The 24263-nt window shown below is 60.6% G+C and carries 25 protein-coding genes; 11 read left to right on the top strand and 14 right to left on the bottom strand.

The annotated features are described in order from the left end of the window. Positions 1–139: 139 nt before the first annotated feature. Entirely contained in the window at positions 140–2461 is a 2322-nt protein-coding gene (locus PSH86_RS08675) for a response regulator (protein WP_109751458.1), read from the top strand. Here the strand turns inward: PSH86_RS08675 and PSH86_RS08670 are convergent. The 3 genes from PSH86_RS08670 to msrB all read right to left on the bottom strand — a co-directional run bounded on the left by PSH86_RS08670 (position 2445) and on the right by msrB (position 4039). Next, the gene (locus PSH86_RS08670) at positions 2445–2906 is read right to left on the bottom strand and encodes a MarR family winged helix-turn-helix transcriptional regulator (protein WP_116831788.1); all 462 of its coding nucleotides are present in this window, start codon (positions 2904–2906) and stop codon (positions 2445–2447) included. The two genes, PSH86_RS08675 and PSH86_RS08670, sit on opposite strands and share 17 nt — an antisense overlap. Further along, entirely contained in the window at positions 2903–3388 is a 486-nt protein-coding gene (locus PSH86_RS08665) for a glutathione peroxidase (RefSeq protein WP_109751456.1), read from the bottom strand. Before PSH86_RS08665 ends, PSH86_RS08670 begins: the two co-directional genes overlap by 4 nt. Positions 3389–3646: 258 nt before the next feature. Further along, positions 3647–4039 (bottom strand): peptide-methionine (R)-S-oxide reductase MsrB, encoded by a 393-nt coding sequence (msrB, locus tag PSH86_RS08660; RefSeq protein ID WP_305489221.1) that lies wholly within the window; start codon positions 4037–4039, stop codon positions 3647–3649. A gap of 221 nt (positions 4040–4260) precedes the next feature. Here msrB and PSH86_RS08655 point away from each other — a divergent pair, with 221 nt between their 5' ends. Beyond that, entirely contained in the window at positions 4261–5472 is a 1212-nt protein-coding gene (locus tag PSH86_RS08655; protein ID WP_046063764.1) for a pyridoxal phosphate-dependent aminotransferase, read from the top strand. 302 nt (positions 5473–5774) lie between these two features. After that, positions 5775–6662 (top strand): protease HtpX, encoded by an 888-nt coding sequence (htpX, locus tag PSH86_RS08650; RefSeq protein WP_003199411.1) that lies wholly within the window; start codon positions 5775–5777, stop codon positions 6660–6662. Positions 6663–6742: 80 nt separating this feature from the next. On the opposite strand, the gene PSH86_RS08645 is transcribed toward htpX, so the two are convergent. Continuing rightward, on the bottom strand, positions 6743–7396 hold the full coding sequence (locus PSH86_RS08645; protein ID WP_212802098.1) for a thiopurine S-methyltransferase: 654 nt from the start codon (positions 7394–7396) through the stop codon (positions 6743–6745). Positions 7397–7500: 104 nt separating this feature from the next. Here PSH86_RS08645 and PSH86_RS08640 point away from each other — a divergent pair, with 104 nt between their 5' ends. Then, positions 7501–8268 (top strand): class III extradiol ring-cleavage dioxygenase, encoded by a 768-nt coding sequence (locus tag PSH86_RS08640; RefSeq protein WP_109751453.1) that lies wholly within the window; start codon positions 7501–7503, stop codon positions 8266–8268. Positions 8269–8467: 199 nt separating this feature from the next. On the opposite strand, the gene PSH86_RS08635 is transcribed toward PSH86_RS08640, so the two are convergent. Together PSH86_RS08635 and PSH86_RS08630 are read right to left on the bottom strand one after the other, a co-directional pair. Beyond that, entirely contained in the window at positions 8468–10141 is a 1674-nt protein-coding gene (locus PSH86_RS08635; protein WP_109751451.1) for a DEAD/DEAH box helicase, read from the bottom strand. Between the two features lie 487 nt (positions 10142–10628). Beyond that, positions 10629–11384 carry a spermidine synthase gene (locus PSH86_RS08630; RefSeq protein WP_025212625.1) on the bottom strand — a complete coding sequence of 252 codons (756 nt, stop codon included), beginning with the start codon at positions 11382–11384 and terminating at the stop codon, positions 10629–10631. Positions 11385–11539: 155 nt separating this feature from the next. Between PSH86_RS08630 and PSH86_RS08625 the strand changes: the two genes are divergently transcribed. Then, positions 11540–12886: a class II 3-deoxy-7-phosphoheptulonate synthase gene (locus tag PSH86_RS08625; protein WP_053183144.1), complete on the top strand. Its 1347-nt coding sequence runs from the start codon at positions 11540–11542 to the stop codon at positions 12884–12886. A gap of 135 nt (positions 12887–13021) precedes the next feature. Here PSH86_RS08625 and PSH86_RS08620 read toward each other — a convergent pair whose 3' ends face one another. Then, the gene (locus PSH86_RS08620) at positions 13022–14251 is read right to left on the bottom strand and encodes a winged helix-turn-helix domain-containing protein (protein ID WP_116831786.1); all 1230 of its coding nucleotides are present in this window, start codon (positions 14249–14251) and stop codon (positions 13022–13024) included. 64 nt (positions 14252–14315) lie between these two features. Beyond that, on the bottom strand, positions 14316–14534 hold the full coding sequence (locus PSH86_RS08615; RefSeq protein WP_053120494.1) for a DUF1127 domain-containing protein: 219 nt from the start codon (positions 14532–14534) through the stop codon (positions 14316–14318). 97 nt (positions 14535–14631) lie between these two features. On the opposite strand from PSH86_RS08615, the gene PSH86_RS08610 reads away from it, so the two are divergent. Continuing rightward, on the top strand, positions 14632–15486 hold the full coding sequence (locus tag PSH86_RS08610; RefSeq protein WP_018603125.1) for a LysR substrate-binding domain-containing protein: 855 nt from the start codon (positions 14632–14634) through the stop codon (positions 15484–15486). Here PSH86_RS08610 and PSH86_RS08605 read toward each other — a convergent pair. After that, entirely contained in the window at positions 15476–16225 is a 750-nt protein-coding gene (locus tag PSH86_RS08605; protein ID WP_109751448.1) for a sulfite exporter TauE/SafE family protein, read from the bottom strand. The two genes, PSH86_RS08610 and PSH86_RS08605, sit on opposite strands and share 11 nt — an antisense overlap. A 146-nt stretch (positions 16226–16371) precedes the next feature. On the opposite strand from PSH86_RS08605, the gene PSH86_RS08600 reads away from it, so the two are divergent. The 3 genes from PSH86_RS08600 to PSH86_RS08590 all read left to right on the top strand — a co-directional run bounded on the left by PSH86_RS08600 (position 16372) and on the right by PSH86_RS08590 (position 18717). Next, entirely contained in the window at positions 16372–16833 is a 462-nt protein-coding gene (locus PSH86_RS08600) for a MarR family winged helix-turn-helix transcriptional regulator (RefSeq protein ID WP_109751447.1), read from the top strand. Positions 16834–17250: 417 nt separating this feature from the next. Then, positions 17251–17670 carry an organic hydroperoxide resistance protein gene (locus PSH86_RS08595; RefSeq protein ID WP_109751446.1) on the top strand — a complete coding sequence of 140 codons (420 nt, stop codon included), beginning with the start codon at positions 17251–17253 and terminating at the stop codon, positions 17668–17670. A 33-nt stretch (positions 17671–17703) separates the two neighbouring features. Then, positions 17704–18717: an alpha/beta hydrolase gene (locus PSH86_RS08590; protein ID WP_163854771.1), complete on the top strand. Its 1014-nt coding sequence runs from the start codon at positions 17704–17706 to the stop codon at positions 18715–18717. A gap of 207 nt (positions 18718–18924) precedes the next feature. Here the strand turns inward: PSH86_RS08590 and PSH86_RS08585 are convergent, their stop codons facing one another. After that, entirely contained in the window at positions 18925–19494 is a 570-nt protein-coding gene (locus PSH86_RS08585) for an elongation factor P (protein ID WP_003199385.1), read from the bottom strand. A 48-nt stretch (positions 19495–19542) separates the two neighbouring features. Further along, positions 19543–20676, bottom strand: coding sequence for an elongation factor P maturation arginine rhamnosyltransferase EarP (gene earP / locus PSH86_RS08580; protein WP_305489212.1), 1134 nt, complete (start codon positions 20674–20676; stop codon positions 19543–19545). 119 nt (positions 20677–20795) lie between these two features. Here earP and PSH86_RS08575 point away from each other — a divergent pair, with 119 nt between their 5' ends. Together PSH86_RS08575 and PSH86_RS08570 are read left to right on the top strand one after the other, a co-directional pair. Then, complete coding sequence (locus tag PSH86_RS08575) at positions 20796–21182, top strand: hypothetical protein (protein WP_109751443.1); 387 nt, start codon at positions 20796–20798, stop codon at positions 21180–21182. 2 nt (positions 21183–21184) lie between these two features. Beyond that, positions 21185–21667, top strand: a complete 483-nt coding sequence (locus tag PSH86_RS08570) for a transcription elongation factor GreAB (protein ID WP_305489210.1) — start codon at positions 21185–21187, stop codon at positions 21665–21667. A gap of 7 nt (positions 21668–21674) precedes the next feature. On the opposite strand, the gene cysB is transcribed toward PSH86_RS08570, so the two are convergent. From cysB to PSH86_RS08555, 3 genes are all read right to left on the bottom strand, one after another. Further along, positions 21675–22649 (bottom strand): HTH-type transcriptional regulator CysB, encoded by a 975-nt coding sequence (cysB, locus tag PSH86_RS08565; protein WP_003199376.1) that lies wholly within the window; start codon positions 22647–22649, stop codon positions 21675–21677. A gap of 110 nt (positions 22650–22759) precedes the next feature. Further along, positions 22760–23260, bottom strand: coding sequence for a universal stress protein (locus tag PSH86_RS08560; protein WP_014337270.1), 501 nt, complete (start codon positions 23258–23260; stop codon positions 22760–22762). 96 nt (positions 23261–23356) lie between these two features. Beyond that, positions 23357–24262, bottom strand: coding sequence for a 5'-nucleotidase (locus PSH86_RS08555; RefSeq protein WP_109751441.1), 906 nt, complete (start codon positions 24260–24262; stop codon positions 23357–23359). Position 24263: the final 1 nt, after the last annotated feature.

The raw sequence follows: 24263 nt of genomic DNA, 5'->3' as shown, positions 1-24263 counted from the left end.
GTAATGATGGCGCTCGGGCTACGAAACGCCGTAGCCAATGGCGGGTCTACTTCACACAATACACACCGGCTGCACCGGTATTCAGAGATGATCAGCTATGCTTGACCGGCGAAGGGAAACGTAAGTGGTTCATCACTCAATGGACATCAGATTCACCCAACGGCTTTCCTATAAGCAGGCCCGCCTGACCGTCCTGGTGGGCTTCGTGTTGGGCACCTTGCTCAGCCTGATGCAGATCGGCATCGATTATGCCAGTGAAGACGCGTCGATCAACCGTGAAATCCTCTCGCTGCTGGAAATCAGCCACAACCCGGCTTCGCGCATCGCCTACAACATCGACGCCGAGCTCGCCCAGGAACTGTCCATGGGCCTGTTGCGCTCACCGGCCATCATCGGGGCCGAGCTGATCGACAATAACAATACGGTGCTGGCCAGCGTCAAGCGGCCCGAGCTGCAAAGCAGCTATCGGTTCATCAGTGACTTCCTGTTCGGCGCCCAGCGGCAGTTCGAGGACCGGCTCTACCTGGACCACCTGCCCGGAGAATCCCTGGGCATGCTGCGACTGGACGTCGACACCTATGCGTTCGGCAGTCGTTTCCTGCGCCGTGCCGAGGTCACCTTGCTCAATGGCTTCGCCCGCAGCCTGATCCTGACCGGCCTGTTGCTGGCGCTGTTCTACGTGATGCTGACCAAGCCCCTGGTGCGGGTCATCCGCGAACTGAGCAGCCGCGACCCGAGCAGCAGCGAACAGAACCGCCTGGAATGCCCTTCCGGCCACCAGTCCGATGAGATCGGCGTGCTGGTGTCCGTCGCCAACCAGCAGTTCGAAAATATCTCCACCGAAATCCAGCAACGACGCACGGCCGAAAATCGCCTCACTGAATACCTGGCGCAACTGGAAAACATCGTCTCGGCCCGCACCGCCGAACTCAAGGCCATCAATGCCCGCCTCAGCCAGTCCAACGAGGAGCTGGAGGTGGCCCGGCGCACCGCCCTGGACATGGCCGAAGCCCGCTCCGTGTTCCTCGCTAACATGAGCCACGAGATCCGCACACCGCTCAACGGCCTGCTGGGAATGATCGCCCTGTCCCTGGACGGCCCCCTGACGGCCGAACAACAGCAGCAGCTATCGATTGCCCATGACTCGGGCAAGGTATTGGTCGAACTGCTCAACGACATCCTCGACCTGTCGAAATTCGACGCCGGCCAACTGGAGCTCGAACGCATTCCGTTCGACCTCGGCTCCCTGGTGGAGGACACCGCCAACCTGCTTTCCCAGAACGCGGCCCCCAGTGTCGAACTGGCCTGCCTGATCGACCCGCAGTTCCCGGCGCAGGTATTGGGCGACCCGACCCGGGTGCGCCAGATCGTCAGCAACCTGTTGTCCAACGCACTGAAATTCACGCGCTTCGGCCGGGTCGACGTGAAGTTGAGCCATTACGAAGGCGGCGTGCGAATCGAGGTCTGCGACACGGGCATCGGCATCCCCCAGGAAGCCCAGGCAAGAATCCTGCAGCCGTTCACCCAGGCTGGCGCCGGGATTACCCGCCAATTCGGTGGCACCGGGCTGGGCCTGGCACTGACCTACAACCTCTGCGAAGCCATGCAGGGCCGGTTGACGATCAGTTCCGAAGCCGGCTTTGGCAGTCAGTTCTGTGCCGACCTGCCCCTACCTTGCCATCTCCCTGCGCCGCCGGTCGAACCGTTGCACGGCAACGTCGTCGCCATCACCGCCAGCAGCAGCGGGCTGGCCGAGTTGCTGGGCATGCTGTTGCCGGGATGGGGACTGGATTATGTACAACGCTCCATCGACGACGGGTTGCTGGGGCTCACGCCCGACGTGCTGATTACCGACTGCCCGGAATGCCTGTTCAACCTGCGGCCCACCTTTGACGCACCGATCCTGCTGGTGACCGCCTATGGCAGTTTCATGCCCGGCGAAGAAGCCGCCGCCCTCGCGCCGCTGATCCAACAGGCCCGGCCACTGGCGCGCCATGCGCTGTACCAGATTCTGCGGCGTGCCATGCAGAGCGAGGCGACCATCATCAATGACGCACAGATCGAAGCCCTGGCGCCGTCCTTGCGTGGACGGGTGCTGCTGGTGGAAGACAACCCGGTCAATCAACTGGTGGCCAAGGGGATGCTGGTGAAACTGGGCTGCGAAGTCACCGTCGCGGCCCACGGCGCCGAAGCCCTGGCTCAACTGGAACAGCGGGTTTTCGACCTGGTGTTGATGGACTGCAACATGCCGGTGATGGATGGCTACGAAGCCAGCCGGCAGATCCGCCGCAGCGGGCGCTGGTCGGACCTGCCGATTGTTGCCCTGACAGCCAATGCGATGCCCGAGGAACGTGAGCGCTGCCGCGCGGCCGGCATGAACGACTACCTGTCCAAGCCGTTCCGCCGCGAAGAGCTGGCGGCGGTGCTGGACCAGTGGGTGCCCACTACGTCAGCGCTTTGATCTGGCCCAGCAGGTGATCCAGACCATCTCGCAACGTCCCCAGGCGGTCCAGGTCGATACCGCTGTCGCACAACAACCGGGCCTTGAGCGGGCCAACCTGTTCACGCAGGGCTCGCCCGGCAGTCGACAGGCTCAAGTGCACCTCCCGCTCGTCCAGGGCCGAACGCTGGCGCTGGACCAGATCCAGCTGTTCCAGGCGCTTGAGCAGCGGCGTCAGCGTGCCGGAATCCAACAGCAAACGCTCCCCCAGGGCCTTGACCGTTGGTTGTTGCGGGGCGGTGTCCTGCCATTCCCACAACACCAGCATCGCCAGGTATTGCGGATAGGTCAGGCCGAGTTGATCGAGCATGGGTTTGTAGCCACGGATCACCGCGCGCGAAGCGGCGTACAGCTTGAAGCACAACTGGCTGTCGAGCTTCAGCGAATCGACTGACAGGTCATTCATTTGAGCAGCGCTTCGATCTCACCGGTCAAATCCTCGGGCTTGGTGGTCGGGGCAAAACGCTTGACCACCTGACCGTCCTTGCCGATCAGGAACTTGGTGAAATTCCACTTGATGCCTTTGGACCCCAGCACGCCGGGCGCCCGCTGTTTAAGCTGGACGAACAGAGGATGAGCGTTGGCACCGTTGACTTCTATTTTCTTGAACAGCGGAAAACTCACGCCGAAGTTCAGTTCGCAGAACTCGGTGATCGCCCCCTCGTTGCCTGGCTCCTGCTTGCCGAACTGATTGCAGGGAAAGCCCAACACCACCAGGCCCTGGTCCTTGTAGGTCTGCCACAACGCCTCGAGGCCCTTGTATTGCGGGGTGAATCCGCACTGGCTGGCGGTGTTGACGACAAGCACAGCCTTGCCGGCGAAATCGGCAAGGGTCTTTTGCTCACCCTTGATGGTGGTACAGGGGATGCTCAGCAGGTTGTCGCTCATGGCAAGGCTCCGAAAATGTATGGGATAGGCGGCGAAGATAGCGAACGATTCAATTGTGTGCAATTTAATTGTCCGAAACCATGACTTCAGCCCTCCGAGCTTTTGTGGCGAGGGAGCTTGCTCCCGCTCGGCGGCGCAGCCGTCGTAAAACCGGCCGACGCGGTCTGCCAGGAGAACTATGCCAGGCCGTTTTGGGGCGGCTGTGCCGCCCAGCGGGAGCAAGCTCCCTCGCCACAGGAGGATTGTGGTGAACAGTCCCTACCGAGGCACGAGATCCAGGCACACCGAGTTGATGCAGTACCGCAGCCCCGTCGGCGGCGGACCGTCGGGGAAGACGTGGCCCAAGTGGGCATCACATTTGGCACAGACCACCTCGGTACGGATCATGCCGTGGCTGACGTCCCGCACCTCAACCACCGCGCTGCCTTCGATCGGCGCGTAGAAACTCGGCCAGCCGCAGCCAGAGTCAAATTTGGTCCGCGAATCGAACAACGGTTCATTGCAGCAGATGCAGTGGTACACACCGTCGGTCCTGGTGGCGTTGTACTTACCGGAGAACGGTCGTTCGGTGCCCTTCAACCGACAGACGTTGTACTGCTCCGGGTCGAGCATGGCGCGCCATTCTTCAAGGGTTTTCTGCAACTTTTCCATCGTCCTACCTCGGCAATTGAAAAAGCCCGATCCGATGCTTTTCCGCAGATCGGGCGGCACGTATGATTGCGCCTCGTCAGACGCCAGTCTGGCAGTCACGTCATGCGCATTCAAACGGATTGTGGCGCCTATTACCGCGTCAGGCCTGGGCACAGACGCAGGATCCCCAGTACGGTAGTTCATACGCCGCCTGGATCGTTCATTTTCGGGAACACATCGCCATGCAGGTCAGCAAATCGAACAAGCTCGCCAACGTCTGCTACGACATTCGCGGCCCGGTGCTCAAGCACGCCAAACGCCTGGAAGAGGAAGGCCATCGCATCCTCAAGCTGAACATCGGCAACCCGGCGCCCTTTGGTTTCGAAGCGCCCGATGAAATTCTCCAGGACGTCATCCGCAACCTGCCGACGGCCCAGGGCTACAGCGACTCCAAGGGCCTGTTCAGTGCCCGTAAGGCCGTGATGCAGTACTACCAGCAGAAGCAGGTCGAAGGGATCGGCATCGAGGACATCTACCTGGGCAACGGCGTGTCCGAGCTGATCGTGATGTCCATGCAGGCGCTGCTCAACAACGGCGACGAAGTGCTGGTGCCGGCGCCGGACTATCCGCTGTGGACCGCTGCCGTGAGCCTGTCCGGTGGCAACCCGGTGCATTACCTGTGCGACGAACAGGCCAACTGGTTCCCCGACCTGGCGGACATCAAGGCCAAGATCACGCCCAATACCAAGGCACTGGTGATCATCAACCCGAACAACCCGACCGGCGCCGTGTATTCCAGGGAAGTGCTGCTGGACATGCTGGAACTGGCCCGCCAGCACAACCTGGTGGTGTTCTCCGACGAGATCTACGACAAGATCCTCTACGACGATGCCGTGCATGTCTGCACCGCGTCCCTGGCGCCGGACCTGCTGTGCCTGACTTTCAACGGCCTGTCCAAATCCTATCGGGTCGCCGGTTTCCGCTCCGGCTGGATCGCTATCTCCGGGCCCAAGCACCACGCCCAGAGCTACATCGAAGGCATCGACATGCTGGCCAACATGCGCCTGTGCGCCAACGTGCCGAGCCAGCATGCGATCCAGACGGCGCTGGGCGGCTACCAGAGCATCAACGACCTGGTCCTGCCCCAGGGCCGGCTGCTGGAACAGCGCAATCGCACCTGGGAATTGCTCAACGACATTCCTGGCGTCAGTTGCGTCAAGCCGATGGGCGCGCTGTATGCCTTCCCACGGATCGACCCGAAGGTCTGCCCGATCCACAACGATGAAAAATTCGTCCTCGACCTGCTGCTGTCCGAAAAGCTGCTGGTGGTCCAGGGAACGGCGTTCAACTGGCCGTGGCCGGACCACTTCCGCGTCGTGACCCTGCCGCGGGTCGATGACCTCGACCAGGCCATTGGCCGGATCGGCAACTTCCTCAAGTCCTACCGTCAATAAGCCAGGCAGCGTGCGGGGAGTCCTCGCCTCGCACGCTGTTTGATTCAGCAACATATCCGTTCTGCCGACTCCGCCAGGCCTTCTACACTAGGGACTGGAGAGCCAACGGGCACCCCGGCTCAACGTTCACGGGGTGCAGGCGCCGTATTTCTTTTCCCCAGTCACTTTCAGAAAAGTCTTTCAAACATTTAGGACAGCTGTAGGACACAGTTTGAAATAGTCGGTGAGTTGAATAGCCTGCGGCAGCACCTTATATACCCCGCATAACGCTACATCTTTAGCACGAGGAGATTTCCACAACCATGATGCGCATCCTGCTGTTCTTGGCCACTAACCTGGCGGTCGTGCTGATTGCCAGCATCACCCTGAGCCTCTTCGGCTTCAACGGGTTCATGGCGGCCAACGGGGTTGACCTCAACCTCAATCAGCTGCTGATTTTCTGTGCGGTGTTCGGTTTCGCCGGTTCCCTGTTCTCGCTGTTCATCTCCAAGTGGATGGCGAAGATGAGCACCAGCACCCAGATCATCAGCCAGCCGCGCACTCGCCACGAGCAATGGCTGCTGCAAACCGTCGAGCAGTTGTCCCGCGAAGCCGGTATCAAGATGCCGGAAGTCGGTATCTTCCCGGCCTACGAGGCCAACGCCTTCGCCACCGGCTGGAACAAGAACGACGCCCTGGTCGCCGTCAGCCAGGGTTTGCTCGAGCGGTTCTCGCCCGATGAAGTCAAGGCCGTGCTGGCCCACGAGATCGGCCACGTCGCCAACGGCGACATGGTGACTCTGGCGCTGATCCAGGGCGTGGTGAACACCTTCGTGATGTTCTTCGCCCGCATCATCGGCAACTTCGTCGACAAGGTGATCTTCAAGAACGAAGAGGGCCAAGGCATCGCCTACTACGTGGCGACCATCTTCGCCGAGTTGGTACTGGGCATCCTCGCCAGCGCCATCGTCATGTGGTTCTCGCGCAAGCGCGAGTTCCGCGCCGACGACGCCGGTGCACGCCTGGCTGGTACCAGCGCCATGATCGGTGCCCTGCAACGCCTGCGCGCCGAGCAAGGCTTGCCGGTGCACATGCCCGACACCCTGAATGCCTTTGGCATCAACGGTGGCATCAAGCAGGGCCTGGCGCGCATGTTCATGAGCCACCCGCCGCTGGAAGAGCGTATCGACGCACTGCGTCGTCGCGGCTGACTGAAGCCTCAAGAGAAAGCCCGCAGCGATGCGGGCTTTTTTTGTCTGCTGGTTTAGGCACGCCAGCACAAACACTCACTTCAACGACTGGAAATCCGATACACCCGCTCATCCAGCCGCTTCACTCCAGCCTGCAAGAACTTCCAGCTTTCCCCCAGCACATCCTGTTCCTGCAAGACCTCCAGCCGCCAGACATTTCCCAGCAGCCGCAGCACCTCATCATTTCCTACGGAGAAAGGTGGGCCAGGCATTTCATCCTGGTTGTAATCCAGGGTAATCAGCAATCCCACGCACGCGGGCATGATTTTCTGCAAATGAACCGCATACCGCTCTCGCATCGCCACCGGCAAGGCAATCAACGCAGCACGGTCGTACAACGCCGCGCAATCGGCCACATCTGCAGCACTCAAGGCAAAGAAATCACCACAGCGGATTTCGACACCCTCGGCACGGAAGACCTTGAACGCGCCCTCCTCACTTACGCTCGGCTCAAGCTGACGCTCAAGAAAAAAATCAGTGGCGGCTTTTTCCGACAACTCCACGCCAAGCACTGAGTACCCCTGATGGGCAAGCCACAACAGATCCAGGCTTTTCCCACACAACGGCACCAGCACTCGACTACCCTGCGCCAGACCTAGTTGCGGCCAGAAACGTTGCAGGTAGGGGTTCACTTCCGGCAGGTGAAAACCAATCTGGTTCGATGACCAGCGCTTGTGCCAAAACTCGGGCTCCATGATTCACTCCAAAAAACTCGATCAAAACGGGCTAAAACTTATATTAGATTTAGATCATTGACCTGACGGAAGATGATCACATCTTAACGCTCAGGAGCCCCTTCATGCTGCCCAGCCTGTTTATCTCCCATGGCTCACCCATGCTCGCTCTGGAACCCGGCGACAGCGGTCCGGCATTGGCTCGCCTGGCCGCTCAATTGCCCAAGCCCAAGGCCATCGTCATCGTATCCGCCCACTGGGAAAGCAATGAACTGTTGGTCAGTGCCAATCCGCAGCCGCGCACCTGGCACGACTTCGGCGGCTTTCCACCGGCGCTGTATGAGGTGCAGTACCCCGCGCCTGGTGATCCTCAACTGGCGACGCAAGTGGCAGACATGCTCAATGCCGCGCACCTGCCGGCACGCCTCGACCCTCAACGGCCCTCCGACCATGGCGTCTGGGTGCCATTGTCGTTGATGTACCCGGAGGCCGACATTCCGGTGGTGCAGGTTTCCCTGCCCAGCCGCCAAGGGCCGGCATTGCAGACACAGGTCGGCCAAGCCCTGGCGAGCCTGCGCCAGCAAGACATCCTGTTGATCGGCTCCGGCAGCATCACCCATAACCTGCGCGACCTGGACTGGAACGCTGGCCCCGACAGTATCGAGCCTTGGGCCAAGGCCTTTCGTGATTGGATAGTCGAGAAGTTGGCGACCGACGATGAGACCGCGCTGCACGACTACCGGCGCCAAGCACCGAACGCCGTGCGCAGCCACCCCAGCGACGAGCATTTGTTGCCGCTGTATTTCGCCCGGGGTGCGGGTGGGGAGTTCAGCGTTGCCCATCAAGGCTTCACGATGGGGACGTTGGGGATGGATATCTATCGGTTTGACTGACAGATAGACCGGGTCGCTCCAATCGCGAGCAGGCTCGCTCCCACATTGGATTTTCGGCGTTCACAAAACCCCTGTGGGAGCGAGCCTGCTCGCGATTGGCGTCCACACCACTCTCCTGAAGGCACGCCAAACAACAGACAAAAAAATCCCCGAACCAGTCGGGGATTTTTCATGTTCGATCAATCAGCCCAAGAGCCGATCAATCTTCGCGATAGCGGCGCAGCTTGAGCTGCTTGCCGGCCACGCGGGTGTCTTTCAGCTTGGTCAGCAACTTCTCCAGACCATCTTCCGGCAGCTCGACCAGGCTGAAGCTGTCACGCACCTGGATGCGGCCGATGGCTTCGCGGGCCAGGCCGCCTTCGTTGAGGATGGCACCCAGCAGGTTCTTGGCCGCGATGCCGTCACGGGCACCCAGCGCGGTACGGCAGCGAGCACGACCTTCGGCCAGCGGGATCGGGGCACGACGCTCGCGATCACCACGGTCCGGACGATCACCGGTGCGCTCAGGACGATCGCCACGCGGGGCGCTGTTCGGCACCAGGGGACGTTCCTTCTCGATTGCAGCCAGGTTCAGCGCTTGGCCGTTGGTGGCCTTGCGCAGCAGTGCGGCGGCCAGTGCGCGCGGGGTGCAACCGATGTCGGCGGTCAGGCGATCGAGCAGATCACCGTGGGTCGATTCGGCGTCAGCCACCAGTGGCGACAGGCTGTTGGTCAGTTTCTTGATGCGGGCATCGAGAACAGCCTGAGCGTCCGGCAGGCGAACTTCAGCGACTTTCTGACCAGTCACACGCTCGATCACTTGCAGCATGCGGCGCTCGCGCGGGGTAACCAGCAGCAGCGCGCGGCCTTCGCGACCGGCACGGCCGGTACGGCCGATACGGTGAACGTAGGATTCCGGGTCGTACGGCATGTCCACGTTGAACACGTGGGTGATGCGCGGAACGTCCAGGCCACGGGCCGCGACGTCGGTCGCGACCACGATGTCCAGGCGGCCATCCTTGAGGGAGTCGATCACGCGCTCACGCTGGTTCTGGGCAATGTCACCATTCAGCGCAGCGGCTTTGTAGCCTTTGGCTTCCAGGGCGCTGGCCAGGTCCAGGGTCGCTTGCTTGGTGCGCACGAACATGATCAGGGCGTCGAAGTCTTCCACTTCCAGCAAGCTGAGAACGGCGGAAGTCTTCTGGTCAGCGTGAACCAGCAGGTGAGCCTGCTCGATCGCGGTAACGGTCTGGGTCTTGGTCTGGATCTTCACGTGCTGCGGATCGCGCAGGTGGCGCTCGGCAATGGCACGGATCGATTGCGGCAGGGTGGCCGAGAACAATACGGTCTGACGGGTAGCCGGCAGGGCCTTGAAGATGACTTCCAGGTCGTCCATGAAACCCAGCTTGAGCATTTCGTCGGCTTCGTCCAGAACCAGGTGGTTCACGGTGGCCAGGACTTTTTCGTCACGACGCAGGTGATCGCACAGACGACCCGGAGTGGCGACAACGATCTGCGCACCATTACGGATGGCTTTCAGTTGTGGGCCCATCGGCGCACCGCCGTAGACGGCCACAACGGTAACGCCAGGCATCTGCTTGGAATAGGTTTCGAAAGCGGTTGCTACTTGCAGCGCCAACTCACGAGTTGGCGCCAGGATCAGGGCTTGCGGTTCGCGCTTTGCAGGATCGATGCGATGCAGGATCGGCAGGGCGAACGCAGCGGTTTTACCCGTACCGGTTTGCGCCTGGCCAATCATGTCGTGGCCGGCCATGATGATCGGGATCGATTGCTGCTGAATAGCCGAAGGTTCTTCGTAGCCGGTCGCAGTGACGGCGGCAAGAATGTTCGGGTTGAGATTAAAAGCGGCGAAGCCGCCGGTTTCCTGGGTCATGGGTCTGCCTCTAAGTGCATCCGCAAAGACCCATGCTCCAAAGCTGCGCGTGCCGTGTTGAGACTCAAGAGTCGCCCTGGCTGCTTTGTCGGCGGGGATTTGCGAAAACGAATGAATGGAAAAAGAACGTCGTGGAAGCATCCGTTGTGCGGACATGCAACCGAAGCTGACTTCGGGGAATTGCGCTACCTTGACGCGGCCCGGCTAAAGGCCGGCGCGCACTATACCGGAATTCGCCCGAAAAGGGAGCTTTTTTTATCGCCAGACCCCGTTATGGGGCTCTCTGCCACGGGCCCTGGGATTAACGGTACAACCGTTTGTTTTGCGAAGGCTCGGCGTTGCGGGGGTGGGGTGCTAAAACGGTTCATCTTTCCCCTGTGGGAGCAAAGCTCGCTCGCGATGAACACAACTCAGCACTCTCGGGAATTGCAGTGCCTGTATCGCGAGCAAGCTTTGCTCCCACAGGGTTTATCACACCTGGCATGTATCACGTTGCCGGACGGATGGCCTTGATCAACGACTGCAACGAATAACCCAGCCTCGGCGCCAGCCCTTCGGCCCTGGCGACCAGTCCTTGCATGTCCAGCTCCTGGTCCAGGTCCGCCGGCACGATCAGGATCACATTGCCCTCCTTCACCGGCAGTTCCCAGTAATGCCGGTGGTACAAACCGCGCAACAGCGCCGCACCCAATGGCTTGCCGTCATCGGTGGCCCACTGGTTAATCACCAGCCAGCCGCCCGGATTGAGGCGCTTCTGGCAGTTTTCCAGGAACCCCCAGGCCAGATGCCCGACACCTGGGCCGACATCGGTATAGAGGTCGACGAAAATCAGGTCCGCCGGCTCCGCCGTTTCAAGCAATTCCAGGGCATCGCCAACGCGGATGTACAGTCGCGGATCGTCATCCAGCCCCAGGTATTCGATGGCCAGACGCGGCACGTCAGGGCGCAGTTCAATGGCTTCGACATCTTCCAGCGGCAGGAACTTGAGGCAGGCCTGGGTCAGCGTACCGGCGCCCAGCCCCAGGAACAGCGCGCTCTCCGGCTGCTCGTGGCATAACGCACCGATGAGCATGGCGCGGGTGTAGTCGTATTCGAGCCAGCTCGGATCAGCCGTGAACACGCAGCTCTGCTCAATGGCATCGCCGAACTCAAGAAACCGGTAGTCGGCCACTTCGAAGACCCGGATCATGCCGAACTCGTCGTGCACTTCGGCGAGCAGATGCTCGACGCGCTCCTCTGTCATTTCATCTCCTGATGGTCACCGGACGGACTGCGGCAACGCGCTGGACTGTACGCAAGTTGTACAAAGGGGCAATTGTCCGCGAAGCGACGCAAACAGGTCACGCACTAATTTGCTGATAACATGGCCGTCCGAGCGTAAATCACCTAGAGATCATGATGAGCCAACCCTGGAGCCCTGACAGCTGGCGCGCCCTGCCGATCCAGCAACAACCCCGCTACCCCGACGCCGCGCACCTGTTGCAGGTAGAGCAGACCTTGGCCAGTTATCCGCCACTGGTGTTTGCCGGTGAAGCCCGGGAGTTGCGCCGTCAGTTCGCCGAAGTGACCCAGGGCCGGGCGTTCCTGCTGCAAGGCGGTGATTGCGCCGAGAGCTTTGCCGAGTTCTCGGCGGCCAAGATCCGCGACACCTTCAAGGTGCTCTTGCAGATGGCAATCGTCATGACCTTTGCCGCCGGTTGCCCGGTGGTCAAGGTCGGCCGCATGGCCGGGCAGTTCGCCAAGCCACGTTCGGCCAACGACGAAACCATCGATGGCGTGACCCTGCCGGCCTACCGGGGCGACATCGTCAATGGCATCGGTTTCGACGAGAAAAGCCGCGTGCCGGACCCGGAGCGGTTGCTGCAGTCCTACCACCAGTCCACCGCCACCTTGAACCTGCTGCGCGCCTTCGCCCAGGGCGGGTTCGCCGACCTGCACCAGGTACACAAGTGGAACCTGGACTTCATCGCCAATTCGGCCCTGGCGGAAAAATACAGCCACCTGGCCGACCGCATCGACGAAACCCTGGCGTTCATGCGCGCCTGCGGCATGGACAGCTCGCCGCAACTGCGCGAAACCAGTTTCTTCACTGCCCACGAAGCGTTGCTGCTCAATTACGAAGAAGCCTTCGTGCGCCGTGACAGCCTGACCAACGACTATTACGACTGCTCGGCCCACATGCTGTGGATCGGCGACCGCACCCGTCAACTGGACGGCGCCCATGTCGAATTCCTGCGCGGGGTGAACAACCCGATCGGGGTCAAGGTTGGCCCGAGCATGGACCCGGACGACCTGATCCGCCTGATCGACGTGCTCAACCCGGACAACGACCCCGGCCGGCTGAACCTGATCGCCCGGATGGGCGCCAACAAGGTCGGCGAACACTTGCCACCCCTGTTGCGCGCCGTACAGCGTGAAGGCAAGCAGGTGCTGTGGAGCAGCGACCCGATGCACGGCAACACCATCAAGGCCAGCAGCGGCTACAAGACCCGGGACTTCGCGCAGATCCTCGGCGAGGTGAAGCAGTTCTTCCAGGTCCACGAAGCCGAAGGCACTTATGCCGGCGGAATTCACATCGAAATGACTGGGCAGAACGTCACCGAATGCATCGGCGGTGCACGGCCGATTACCGAGGACGGGCTGTCGGACCGCTACCATACCCATTGCGATCCGCGGATGAATGCCGACCAGTCGCTGGAGTTGGCGTTTTTGATTGCCGAGACGTTGAAGCAGGTTCGGCGGTGAGTCAGTAAGCTCTTCTTCGCCGGTAAAATTGTCATCGCGAGCAGGCTCGCTCCTACATTGGATCTGCTGTGAACATAAAAGCTGTGGTCACCCGAGATCCCTTGTGGGAGCGAGCCTGCTCGCGATAGCGTCGGGTTAGCCATCACTTGACTGAGCCAATGCCCGGGCCAACCGAACCCCACTCTCTCGCTGGCAATTAAGCTGAACCCGCTCCAACCCCAGCCACTGGGCCATGCGCCGCAGGTTCAGCGCCAGGGCCTGCATCCCCTCCTCGTCCAGCCCCGACGCATCTTCGTGCACGGCATGCACCGCCAGGCGCCCCAAAGCCCGCTCCGCTCGCAGATCGACCCGCGCCGCAATGCGCTCGTGATGCAGGAACGGCAGCACGTAGTAGCCGTACACCCGCTTGTGAGCAGGCGTGTAGATTTCCAACCGGTAGCGAAAGTCGAACAGCCGCTCGGTACGGCCTCGCTCCCAGACCAGCGAATCGAACGGCGACAACAAGGCACTGGCGGCTACCTTGCGCGGGATTTTCGCCCCGGGTCGGCACCAGGCCGGTTGTTTCCATCCCTGCACTTCGCAGCGCAGCAGGTCCCCGGCCTCCTCCAGCTCGGCCAGTCGCGCCCGGCTGTCGGCCGGGTCGAGGCGAAAGTAGTCGCGCAGGTCTTTCTCGGTCGCAATGCCCAAGGCCTCGGCAGCATGTACCAGCAAAGCGCGTTGTGCCTGGGCTTCGTCCGGCAACGGTTGTTGCAGGATCGATTCCGGTAGCACCCGCTCCGGCAAGTCGTAGAGCCTCTCGAAACCGCGTCGCCCCGCCACCGTGACTTCGCCTGCGGCGAACAACCATTCCAGCGCATGCTTCTCCGCACTCCAGTCCCACCACGGCCCGGCCTTGTCCTGGCGCGTGGACAAGCTGCCCGCACCAATGGCGCCCTGCTCCTGCACCGAAGCCAAAACGCGGCGAATAACATCCTGGCGCTCATGACCGAACCGCGCCAACTGCTGATAAATACCTTCGCCACGGGATGCACGACTCATGCGCCAGCGCATCAGCGGATACATCGACATCGGCAGCAACGACGCTTCATGCCCCCAGTATTCGAACAGCGTGCGACGTCGGCCCTGGCTCCAGGCTGCCTGGTCGAGCAAATCGCGATTGTAGTGACCGAGGCGGGAAAACAGCGGGAGGTAATGCGAGCGCACCAGCGCATTGACGGAGTCGATCTGCAGGACGCCGAGGCGTTCGATCAGGCGGTTGAGGCGCGAAGGTTGCACCGAAGCTGGCGGCGACCGCCCATCGAATCCTTGGGCGGCCAACGCCAGACGCCGGGCCTGTTTGAGGGTAAAGGACAGAGTCGCGGGCATGGAGATCTCCTTGTCTGCTCGCAACCTACCTCACCAATAAGGGGTTTGTGTAGGAAAGGATGGCTCATTTGTGCATTGGGTCATCCCAGAATGGCCGGACCACTTCCTGTTCCACGTCGGCCCGACTCACGCCGATGTCCTTGAGCGCCTCGTCGCTCATTCCAGCCAGCAGTTCACGTTCGTGGTGCAATTCGTACCAGCGGCTAAACTTGTGCAGCAAGGCGCTGATGGAAAAGCCGTGGGAGAGTTTGTCTATCAGTAGATAACCTTTTTGACCTTTCATCGTGATGTCCTCCGTTGGGGATGGTTCAAGTCTCGCGCTAACGCTAAGATCAATCCAACGAATGTTTCTTATGCAATACATCTCGGAGATTGATCAATTGTCGAGTTACCCGAGCATCGATACGGAAGTGCTGCGTACCTTTGTCGCCATCGCCGACCAGGGCGGTTTCACCCGGGCCGGGGAATTGGTCAATCGCACCCAGTCTGCCGTCAGCATGCAGATGAAGCGGCTGGAAGAGGACGTGTTGCAACGGCGGTTGTTCGAGCGTGACGGGCGCCAGGTCAAGCTCACCGCCGAAGGCCAGGTGCTGCTGGGCTACGCCCGGCGGATCCTCAAACTGCACAGCGAGGTGTTCAATACCCTGCGTGAACCGCACATGGTCGGCACGGTGCGCATCGGCACGCCGGACGATTACGTGATGCGCTTCCTGCCAGGCATCCTGCAACGCTTCGCCCAGTTCTACCCCTTGATCGAAATCGAAGTGCACTGCGAGTCGTCCAAGCAGTTGCTGCTGCGCCAGGACCTGGACCTGTCCATCGTCACCCGCAAACCGGGGGACGAAATCGGCCAGCTGCTACGCAAGGAGCGCTTTGTCTGGGCCGAAGCCGCCTGCTTCAACGTCCACGAACAAACACCGCTGCCGCTGGCGATGTTCAACAGTGACTGTTTCTGCCGGCAATGGGCCTGCAATGCGCTGGATGCCATGGGCCGCGATTATCGCGTGGCGTACAACAGCTCGAGCCTGTCGGCGCTCATGGCGGTGGTGGGCGCCGGCCTGGCAATCACGGCGCAACTGGAAAGCCTGCTGACCCCGGACATGCGCGTACTGGGCGAGGCCGAAGACCTGCCGGAACTGCCCGAGGCCAGCATCATGCTGATCCGCAACCTGCATAATCCATCGCCGATCACCGAGTGCCTGGCCGAGCACATCATTGAGGGCTTCAAACTTTAAAGGCGAGCAGCACCGCGCACAGCACCAGGAAACCGCAGAACAGCCCGCGCAACAGTCGCTCCGGCAAGGCGTGGGCGACTTTCACTCCCCAACTGATGCTCAGCAGGCCACCGACGGCCAGCGGCAGGCCGATGCTCCAATCCACCTCATGGTGAAACGCATAGGTGGCGAGGGTCACGCCGGTACTGGGCAAGGCCAGCGCCAGGGACAGCCCTTGGGCTACCACCTGGCTGGTGCCAAAAATGCTGGTCAGGATCGGGGTCGCGACAACGGCCCCGCCAACACCGAAAAGACCACCCATGGTGCCTGATGCGGCCCCCAGTACCCCGAGCCACGGCCAGCCATAACGCATCTGCCCCGAAGCCGGTGCGGTAGCGACGAACATCCGCGCCAGGTTGTAGAGTGTCAACGCGATCAGGAACGCTACGAAGCCGATCCGCATGCTGTCCGCATCGATCCCCACCGCCCAGATCGAGCCGAGCCAGGCAAAGCAGAAACCCATGGAAGCCAACGGCAGGACATGGCGCAACTCGATGCGATTGCGCTGGTGATAGCGCCACAACGCGAGCATCACGTTGGGGACTACCATGACCAATGCCGTACCTTGGGCCAATTGCTGGTCGAGACCGAACCAGACGCCTAGCACTGGAATGGCAATCAGGCCGCCACCAATCCCGAACAATCCCCCCAAGGTGCCCAATGCGGCACCAAACACCAAAAACAGCACAAATTCGAACAAGACGATTCCCCTTTCCTCAAGGCGCTTATCCTACGCAGTCGGCACCAGCGGGGAAACGTAACATCTGATCAGAACGTCAGAATTATCTGGCGCATTAAAGATTCGCCCGCTAGATTCATCACGATCATTGATTGAAGGTTTTTGCCATGAGCACCCTGCGCGATACCCCCGAAGCCTGCGAAGCCCTGTTGCTCGACAACCAGGTCTGTTTCGCCCTGCACTCCACGTCGCTACTGATGACCAAGGTCTATAAGCCGCTGCTACAAGCCCTGGGCCTGACGTATCCGCAATACCTGGCGATGATGGTGTTGTGGGAAAAGGATGGTTTGACCGTCGGTGAAATCAGCACGCGCCTGCTGACAGACCCCGGCTCGTTGACACCACTGCTCAAGCGCCTGGAGGCCGAAGGCCTGCTGAGCCGCACCCGCAGCCGGGAAGACGAGCGCGTGGTGATTGTCGAACTCACCGAACAGGGCCGTGCCCTGCGGGAAAAAGCCCTCGGCATCCCCCAATGCATCCTCGCCGCCAGCGGCCAGACCCTGGAGCAGTTGAAGAAACTGCAGCTTGATCTGCAGGCACTGCGCGGGCATTTGCAAGACAGTCTCTGACTTTCCCTGTAGAGCGAGGCTGACCCACCGCTATCGCGAGCAGGCTCGCTCCCACAGGTACTGAGTCAAACCCAAACGCTGTGAACACCACAAATCCAATGTGGGAGCGGGCTTGCTCGCGAAGACGGCGGCACATCCTGAATCATCTCTGACTGACCCACCGCTTTCGCGAGCAAGCCCGCTCCCACAGGAGAATCGTGGCGAGCCTGAATTGCGTTCAGCCTGGCGTCACTAAAAAAATTCAACCCTCTGAAACAGCTCTATCTCAAGGGTTACACGCCCTTTCAGCGTTTAAAACCGAACTCGTCTCGAAAATTTAACTTGCGCACTAAATATTAGCGCTATACATTCTCTTCACACCTACTTAGCGCGCAAACATTTAGCGCAAAAAACCAACCCAGAAACGAGGCTCTCACCATGCAAACTCTCTACACCGCAATCGCAACCTCCACTGGCGGCCGTGATGGTCGTGCCATTTCCAGCGACAACGTTCTCGACGTGAAACTCGCCACGCCCAAGGAACTCGGCGGTGCCGGCGGTGCGGCGACCAACCCTGAGCAACTGTTCGCCGCCGGCTATTCGGCCTGCTTCATCGGCGCGCTGAAATTCGTGGCCAGCCAGAGCAAACGCAAGATCCCGGACGACGCCTCGATTACCGCCCATGTCGGCATCGGCCAGATTCCCGGCGGTTTCGGCCTCGACATCGATCTGCACATCAGCCTGCCAGGCCTGGACCAGGCCGACGCGCAAAGCCTGGTGGAGGCGGCTCACCAAGTCTGCCCGTACTCCAACGCCACCCGCGGCAACGTCGATGTGCGCCTGCACGTGACCGTCTGACCCGACCCTGGACCCGAACTTAAGGAGATGCACATGAACACGCTCAGCAAAGCCCTTACCGGCACCCTTCTCGCCCTCAGCGTCAGCAGCGCCTTCGCCGATGGCATCGTCGAACACAACACTCAGGCGTTTCTCGACGCGCTCAATGCCGGCACCGGCAAGCCCCTGGAGCAACTGTCACCCAAGGACGCCCGCGCCGTATTGGTTGGCGCCCAGGCCGGTGTGAAGCTGACACTGCCCAAGGCCGACGTCAGTGAGAAGACCATTCAGGTCGATGGTCAGCCGATCAGCCTGACCATTGTTCGTCCGGCCGGAGTCAAGGGTGAGTTGCCCGTGTTCATGTTCTTCCACGGCGGTGGCTGGGTCTTGGGCGACTTCCCGACCCACGAACGACTGGTTCGGGATCTGGTGGCCGGTTCGGGCGCTGTCGCGGTGTTCGTCAACTACACGCCTTCACCCGAGGCGCATTACCCGGTGGCGATCAACCAGGCCTACGCCGCGACGAAATGGGTGGCCGAACACGGCAAGCAAATCAACGTCGATGGCAAGCGCCTGGCCGTGGTGGGCAACAGCGTCGGCGGCAATATGGCAGCAGTCGTGGCACTGATGGCCAAGGACAAGGGCACGCCGGCGATCCGTTTCCAGGCATTGCTGTGGCCGGTGACCGATGCCAGCTTCGAGACGGCGTCCTACAACCAGTTCGCCGAAGGACACTTCCTCAGCAAAAACATGATGAAGTGGTTCTGGGACAACTACACCACCGATGCCGGGCAACGCAGCGAGATCTATGCCTCGCCGCTGCGCGCCAGCACCGCGCAACTCAAGGGCCTGCCGCCCGCGCTGGTACAGACCGCCGAGGCCGACGTCTTGCGCGATGAGGGTGAAGCTTATGCCCGCAAGCTGGACGCAGCCGGGGTGCCCGTCACTGCCGTACGCTACAACGGTATGATCCACGACTACGGTTTGCTCAACGTGGTGAGCCAGGTGCCAGCGGTGCGTTCGGCGATGCTGCAGGTGTCCGAAGAGCTCAAGCAGCACTTGAAGTAACTGGGCTCCGGAGCCTTTGTGGCGAGGGCTGTGGGAGCAAGGCTTGCCCGCGATGAAAGCGGCGCGGTGCCTCTGGAATCGAGGTGTCTGTATCGCGAGCAAGCTTTGCTCCCACACAAGCTCCCGCCGTCCCCCGGTCTAACAGAAGACAGCGCAAATAAAAAAGCCCGACTCAATGGTCGGGCTTTTTCATACACAAGGCTTCGCTTATTTAGCGCGGCCTTTGTAGGAACCGCCTTCGCGGGTATCGATCTCGATCATGTCGCCGATTTCGATGAAGTCAGCTACCGACAGCTCGGTACCGTTCTTCAGTTTGGCAGGCTTCATGACCTTGCCGGAAGTGTCGCCGCGAGCGGAACCTTCGGTGTAGTCAACCTGACGCACGATGGTGGTCGGCAGTTCTACGGAAACCAGGCGCTCTTCGAAGAACACGGCTTCGCAGACGTCGGTCATGCCTTCTTCGATGAACGGCAGAACGCTTTCGATGTCTTCGGCGTTCAGCTCGTACATGGTGTAGTCAGTGGTGTCCATGAACGTGTAAGTATCGCCGCTGATGAAGGACAGGGTCGCTTCTTTGCGGTCGAGGATCACGTCGTCCAGTTTGTCGTCAGCGCTGTAGACGATCTCGGTCTTGTAACCGGTCAGCAGGTTCTTCAGCTTGGTCTTCATGATCGCGCTGTTACGACCCGACTTGGTGAACTCAGCTTTCTGAACCAGCCAAGGATCGTTTTCGAGACGGATCACGGTCCCGGGTTTCAGTTCTTTACCAGTTTTCATTGCGAATATCCGAATTTGGATGGGATTTACAAAAATCTAGGCCGCGTATCATATCCAATTTCCATAAAACTTCACCAGCGCTGCGGCAAGATCGGCTCGCGAGGCCTGTTCCAGACACCATGCCTGGGCATGTTCGGCCAGTTCCTGCTGCTGTTCACGGGTGGCTTTCCAGTGTTCGGCCATGTCCTGGCCGGCATTCCAGTCCCGCCAAAGACCGCTGATCGCTTTTTGCGCCGCTTGCGAAAGCCCCTGGGTGTAGAGCCTGAGAAACGCCTCGAGTTTTTCCAGGTGGACGTCTTCTTCCTGCTGGTAGATGTGCCAGAGCAGCGGCCGGCCAGCCCACTGGGCACGGACGAAAGAGTCTTCGCCACGCACGGCATTGAAATCGCAGCACCATAACAGTTGATCGTACTGATCCTGGCGGACGAACGGCAGCACCTGCACCGTCAACGCCCCGCGTCGATGCAACGCTCCGACCTTCAGACCGTCGATCCCGAGCCAACGCTCGACATCGCCCAGTACCCGTCCTTCGGGAACCAGCACATGAAACGCCTGGGTATCGCTTGCCATTGCGTCAAACCAACTCGCCACCCCGGCGTTCTCGTAGGCAAACAGCGAGATCAGGCAAGTATCCGGCGCCCGTTCGACACCCAATTCCTGCAGGAAAATTCGTTGCGCCCCGGCATCCTGTTGAAATTGCCGACGACGCTCCAGAAGACCGGCCTCACGCAGCAGGCCACCGGTTCCCGCCTGGAAGCCTGGGAAAAAGAAATATTTCTGCACATGTTTATATTTGACCGACGGCAAGCCGTGGCAACCGATCACCCAGTCCTCGGCGCTCAAATAATCGAGGTTCATCCACAATGGCGTTGTCTGACGCTCGGCCATCGCATCCATGTAGGCACTCGGCAACTGGCAGGCGAATGCGGCAATCACCACATCGGCGGCTTCGGTGGGCACCCACTCCCCGGGCCAGTGACGCACTTGCACGCCCTGCTGCCATTGCTCGGACAGGGTGACGTCGATTTCTGGACACAACCGCTCGAAGGCACGCAGGTCATCGACCCACAGTCGCACCGCGCATCGATGCTCGGCCACCAACTGCCGAGCCAGGCGCCAAGTGACACCAATGTCGCCATAGTTATCGACGACGGTGCAAAAAATATCCCAGCGCACGGCCATTCCCGACTCCCTGTGACAAAGGCCCGATTGTCCCGAATAAAGCGATGATGCAGAAGAGCCGACGGCGATTAATCTTCATGCGACAATCACCGCCTCCATGCCCCTGCCAGGAAGCAGCCATGCCCGATCACTCGACCCCCTCGCGCCTTACGGCTTTGCAATTGACCCTCAGCATTGCCCTGGGCCTGTGGCTGGGGTTCCTCGCCATCGTATTGACGGGCTGGCTGCTGTCCAGATTCCTGTTCAACGAACAACTGGCCCCGGTGGCCGCCGCCGTCCATCAACTGGCGCAACCACCGGCAGTGCAGCCAGCCCCAGAGCCGCCCACGCCAATGTTCGAGCAGTATCAGCAGAACCTGCAAAGGAATGAGCAGCGCCAGGCCCTCGATCAGGCCCGCAACAACCCGCGCAACCTGTCCAACCCCAAGTGCCAGTTCTGGTTGCAACAGGACCAGAACGCGCCCAGCGAAAAAAGCCGCGCCAACGTTTTGCAGTTCTGTGAATAACCATGAACAAACAGACCGTCCGCCAGTTGATTCTCGACAAGCTCAGGATTGATCTCGACATCGCCGAACGCGCCGCCCAGACCGCCTACGAAACCGCGACCCACGAAGAAAACATCGCCGAGAACAAGTACGACACCCTGGGCCTGGAAGCTTCTTACCTCGCCGCCGGGCAAGCCAGGCGCGTGGAAGAAATCCGCCAGGCCCTGGCCCTCTGCCAAAACCTGACGCTAAGGCCATACGACGATCAACGCGGCATTCAGGTTGGCACATTGATCGGGCTGGAGGATGAGGACGGCCGCCAGCAATGGCTGTTCCTGGGGCCGGATGCGGCGGGCTTGAAGGTCTCGCTGGTAGGCCAGCCAATCACGGTCATCACCCCTCGCTCACCGCTGGGCCGAGGCCTGCTGGGCAAGTTCGAAGGGGATGAAGTGGAGATCGTGGTAGCGGGCGCCCGGCAACAGTTCGCTGTCACCGAGGCGATCTAGGAGAGCTTTAGTGCACCGGTAGTTCGACGCCGTCGAACAGCTCTTCGAGCTCCTGCTTGTTGTGGCACTGGATGGCCTTGGCCATGACTTCCCGAGTCAGGTGCGGTGCGAATTTCTCGATGAAATCGCACATGAAACCCCGCAGGAAGGTGCCACGACGGAAGCCGATCTTGGTCACGCTGGATTCGAACAACTCGCTGGCATCCAGCACCACCAGATCACTGTCGAGCTTGGTATCGACGGCCATCTTCGCGACGATGCCCACGCCCAGGCCCAGGCGAACGTAAGTCTTGATCACGTCGGCGTCGGCGGCGGTGAACACCACTTTCGGCGTCAGGCCACGATGGCTGAAGGCTTCGTCGAGCTTGGAACGACCGGTGAAACCAAACACGTAGGTCACGATCGGGTATTCGGCCAGGGCTTCGAGGGTCAGCTTTGGCAGCTTGGTCAACGGATGTCCCTGGGGCACGACCACGCAGCGGTTCCAGCGATAGCACGGCATCATCACCAAGTCCCCGAACAACTCCAGGGCCTCGGTGGCAATGGCGAAATCCACCGTGCCGTCGGCCGCCATCTCGGCGATCTGCATCGGCGATCCCTGGTGCATGTGCAGCGCCACGTCGGGGTATTGCTTGATGAAATTGCTGATCACCGGTGGCAGCGCATAGCGGGCCTGGGTGTGAGTGGTGGCGATCGACAGGGTGCCTTTTTTCTCGTTGGAGAATTCCTGGGCGATCTGCTTGATGCTTTCGACCTTGCGCAAAATCTCGCCAGCCGTGGTGATGATGCGCTCGCCGGCCGGTGTCACGCGGGTCAGGTGTTTGCCGCTACGGGCGAAGACTTCGACGCCCAGTTCATCTTCCAACAGGCGGATCTGCTTGCTGATGCCGGGTTGCGACGTGTAGAGGCTTTGGGCAGTAGCGGAAACGTTGAGGTCGTGGTGCGCCACTTCCCAGATGTAGCGCAGTTGTTGAAGCTTCATATGTATCCCTCAAAGCAATTGGACGCCACGGGCATCAGCGACGGTATATAACTATATGAAAGGTTTCGACAATAAATCTAGAACTTTTTATAAAAAGCCATCATTTAGCCTCAAGCCTCTCCCTGGCGTCGGCGCTGTACCAGCGGTACCAGGTAGACCGGCACCCGGGATAGCTGCAATACCCGCGCAGCCGTCCTGCCCAAGGGGGTTTCACCGCTTGCCCCTTGGCAATGACTGCCTACGATCAGCAAATCGACAGAGAGTTTCGCAGCCTGCTCCAGAATGACCTGGGAAGGATCACCCTGGTACACCCTGACCGATTTGATCAGTTTCAAATCCTGCTGCCCTTCTCCCAACTCCTCGCGGAAACTGTCGAGCACTCGCTGTTCGATATTGGCCATCACCGTATTCAGACCCTGACGGTGAAATTCGTTCAGCGCCTGCTCGTCGAGATAGCTTTGCAACACCGACTCGGCGAACAGCCCCATCGGTTCTACCGCATGCACCACATACAACTCGGCTTCAAACGTCCGTGCCAGCGCCAAGGCATGCTGCATCACATAAGGGGCATAGAGACCCAGGTCTGTGGCGTACAGCATCGAACGAATCATGTGACCTCCTCGCGTGCCAAGATGGCGGAGATTGATTCAGCTTAGCAGCGCCTTGGGGACTGCGACGTGCGGCTTGACGTCCCGGACCTGAGGCACTCAGGGCTTAATTTCGTTACTGATACCGTGGGGCACGTGGCCGGTGGCGACGACCTCTCTGGCCAGTTCGCAGTGGCCGGTCTGGTCATCGAAAAACACATCGGCGGCGAAGGCTTCGAGGAAGGCCGATTTGGTCAGGCCGCCGAGAAACAATGACTCATCCAGACGAATATCCCATTCACGCAAGGTCCTGATGACCCGCTCGTGGGCCGGTGCAGAACGGGCCGTCACCAACGCCGTGCGAATTGGGCAGGCGTCTTCGGGAAACTCGCGCTGCAGTGCATTGAGCGCGGCCAGGAACCCCTTGAACGGCCCGCCTCGCAGCGGCTCGCGGGCAGCCTGTCGCTCGCGGGCCTGGAAGGCTTCCAGACCGGCGGCCTGATAGACGCGCTCCGATTCATCGGAAAACAGCACCGCATCGCCGTCGAAGGCGATGCGCAGTTCTTCACTGGCGGCGCGGCTGGCACCGCCCGACAGAATGGTTGCTGCGGCAAACCCGGCGTCCAGGGCGCTGCGTACGTCTTCAGCGTGGGTGGACAAAAACAGATCGCAACCGAATGCCTTGAGATACGGGTAAGGGCTGCGCCCGCCAACGAAAGCCGCGCGTGAGATCGCCAGCCCATAATGATGAATCGAGTTGAACACGCGAAGGCCGGTGTCGGCACTGTTGCGCGAGACCAGGACCACCTCTACCCGGGCCCGGCCCAGGTGCTCGTTGAGGTTCAGCAGTTTCTGCACCAGAGCGAAGGCGTCCCCTGGCGCGAGGACTTCGTCTTCATGCTCGATCTGGTATTGCCGGTAGGCCTCGACACCACTCGACAGGTACACCTTATGGCTTTCGCTCAGGTCGAACAGCGCTCGCGACGAAATCGCCAGCACCAGTTTGTCGTCGATGTTACTTGCCATG

The organism is Pseudomonas sp. FP2300, from assembly GCF_030687595.1.
GTDB lineage: Bacteria > Pseudomonadota > Gammaproteobacteria > Pseudomonadales > Pseudomonadaceae > Aquipseudomonas > Aquipseudomonas bijieensis.
The sequence above is the reverse complement of the archived record's forward strand: the minus strand, read 5'-3'. Positions and strand labels throughout refer to the sequence as shown.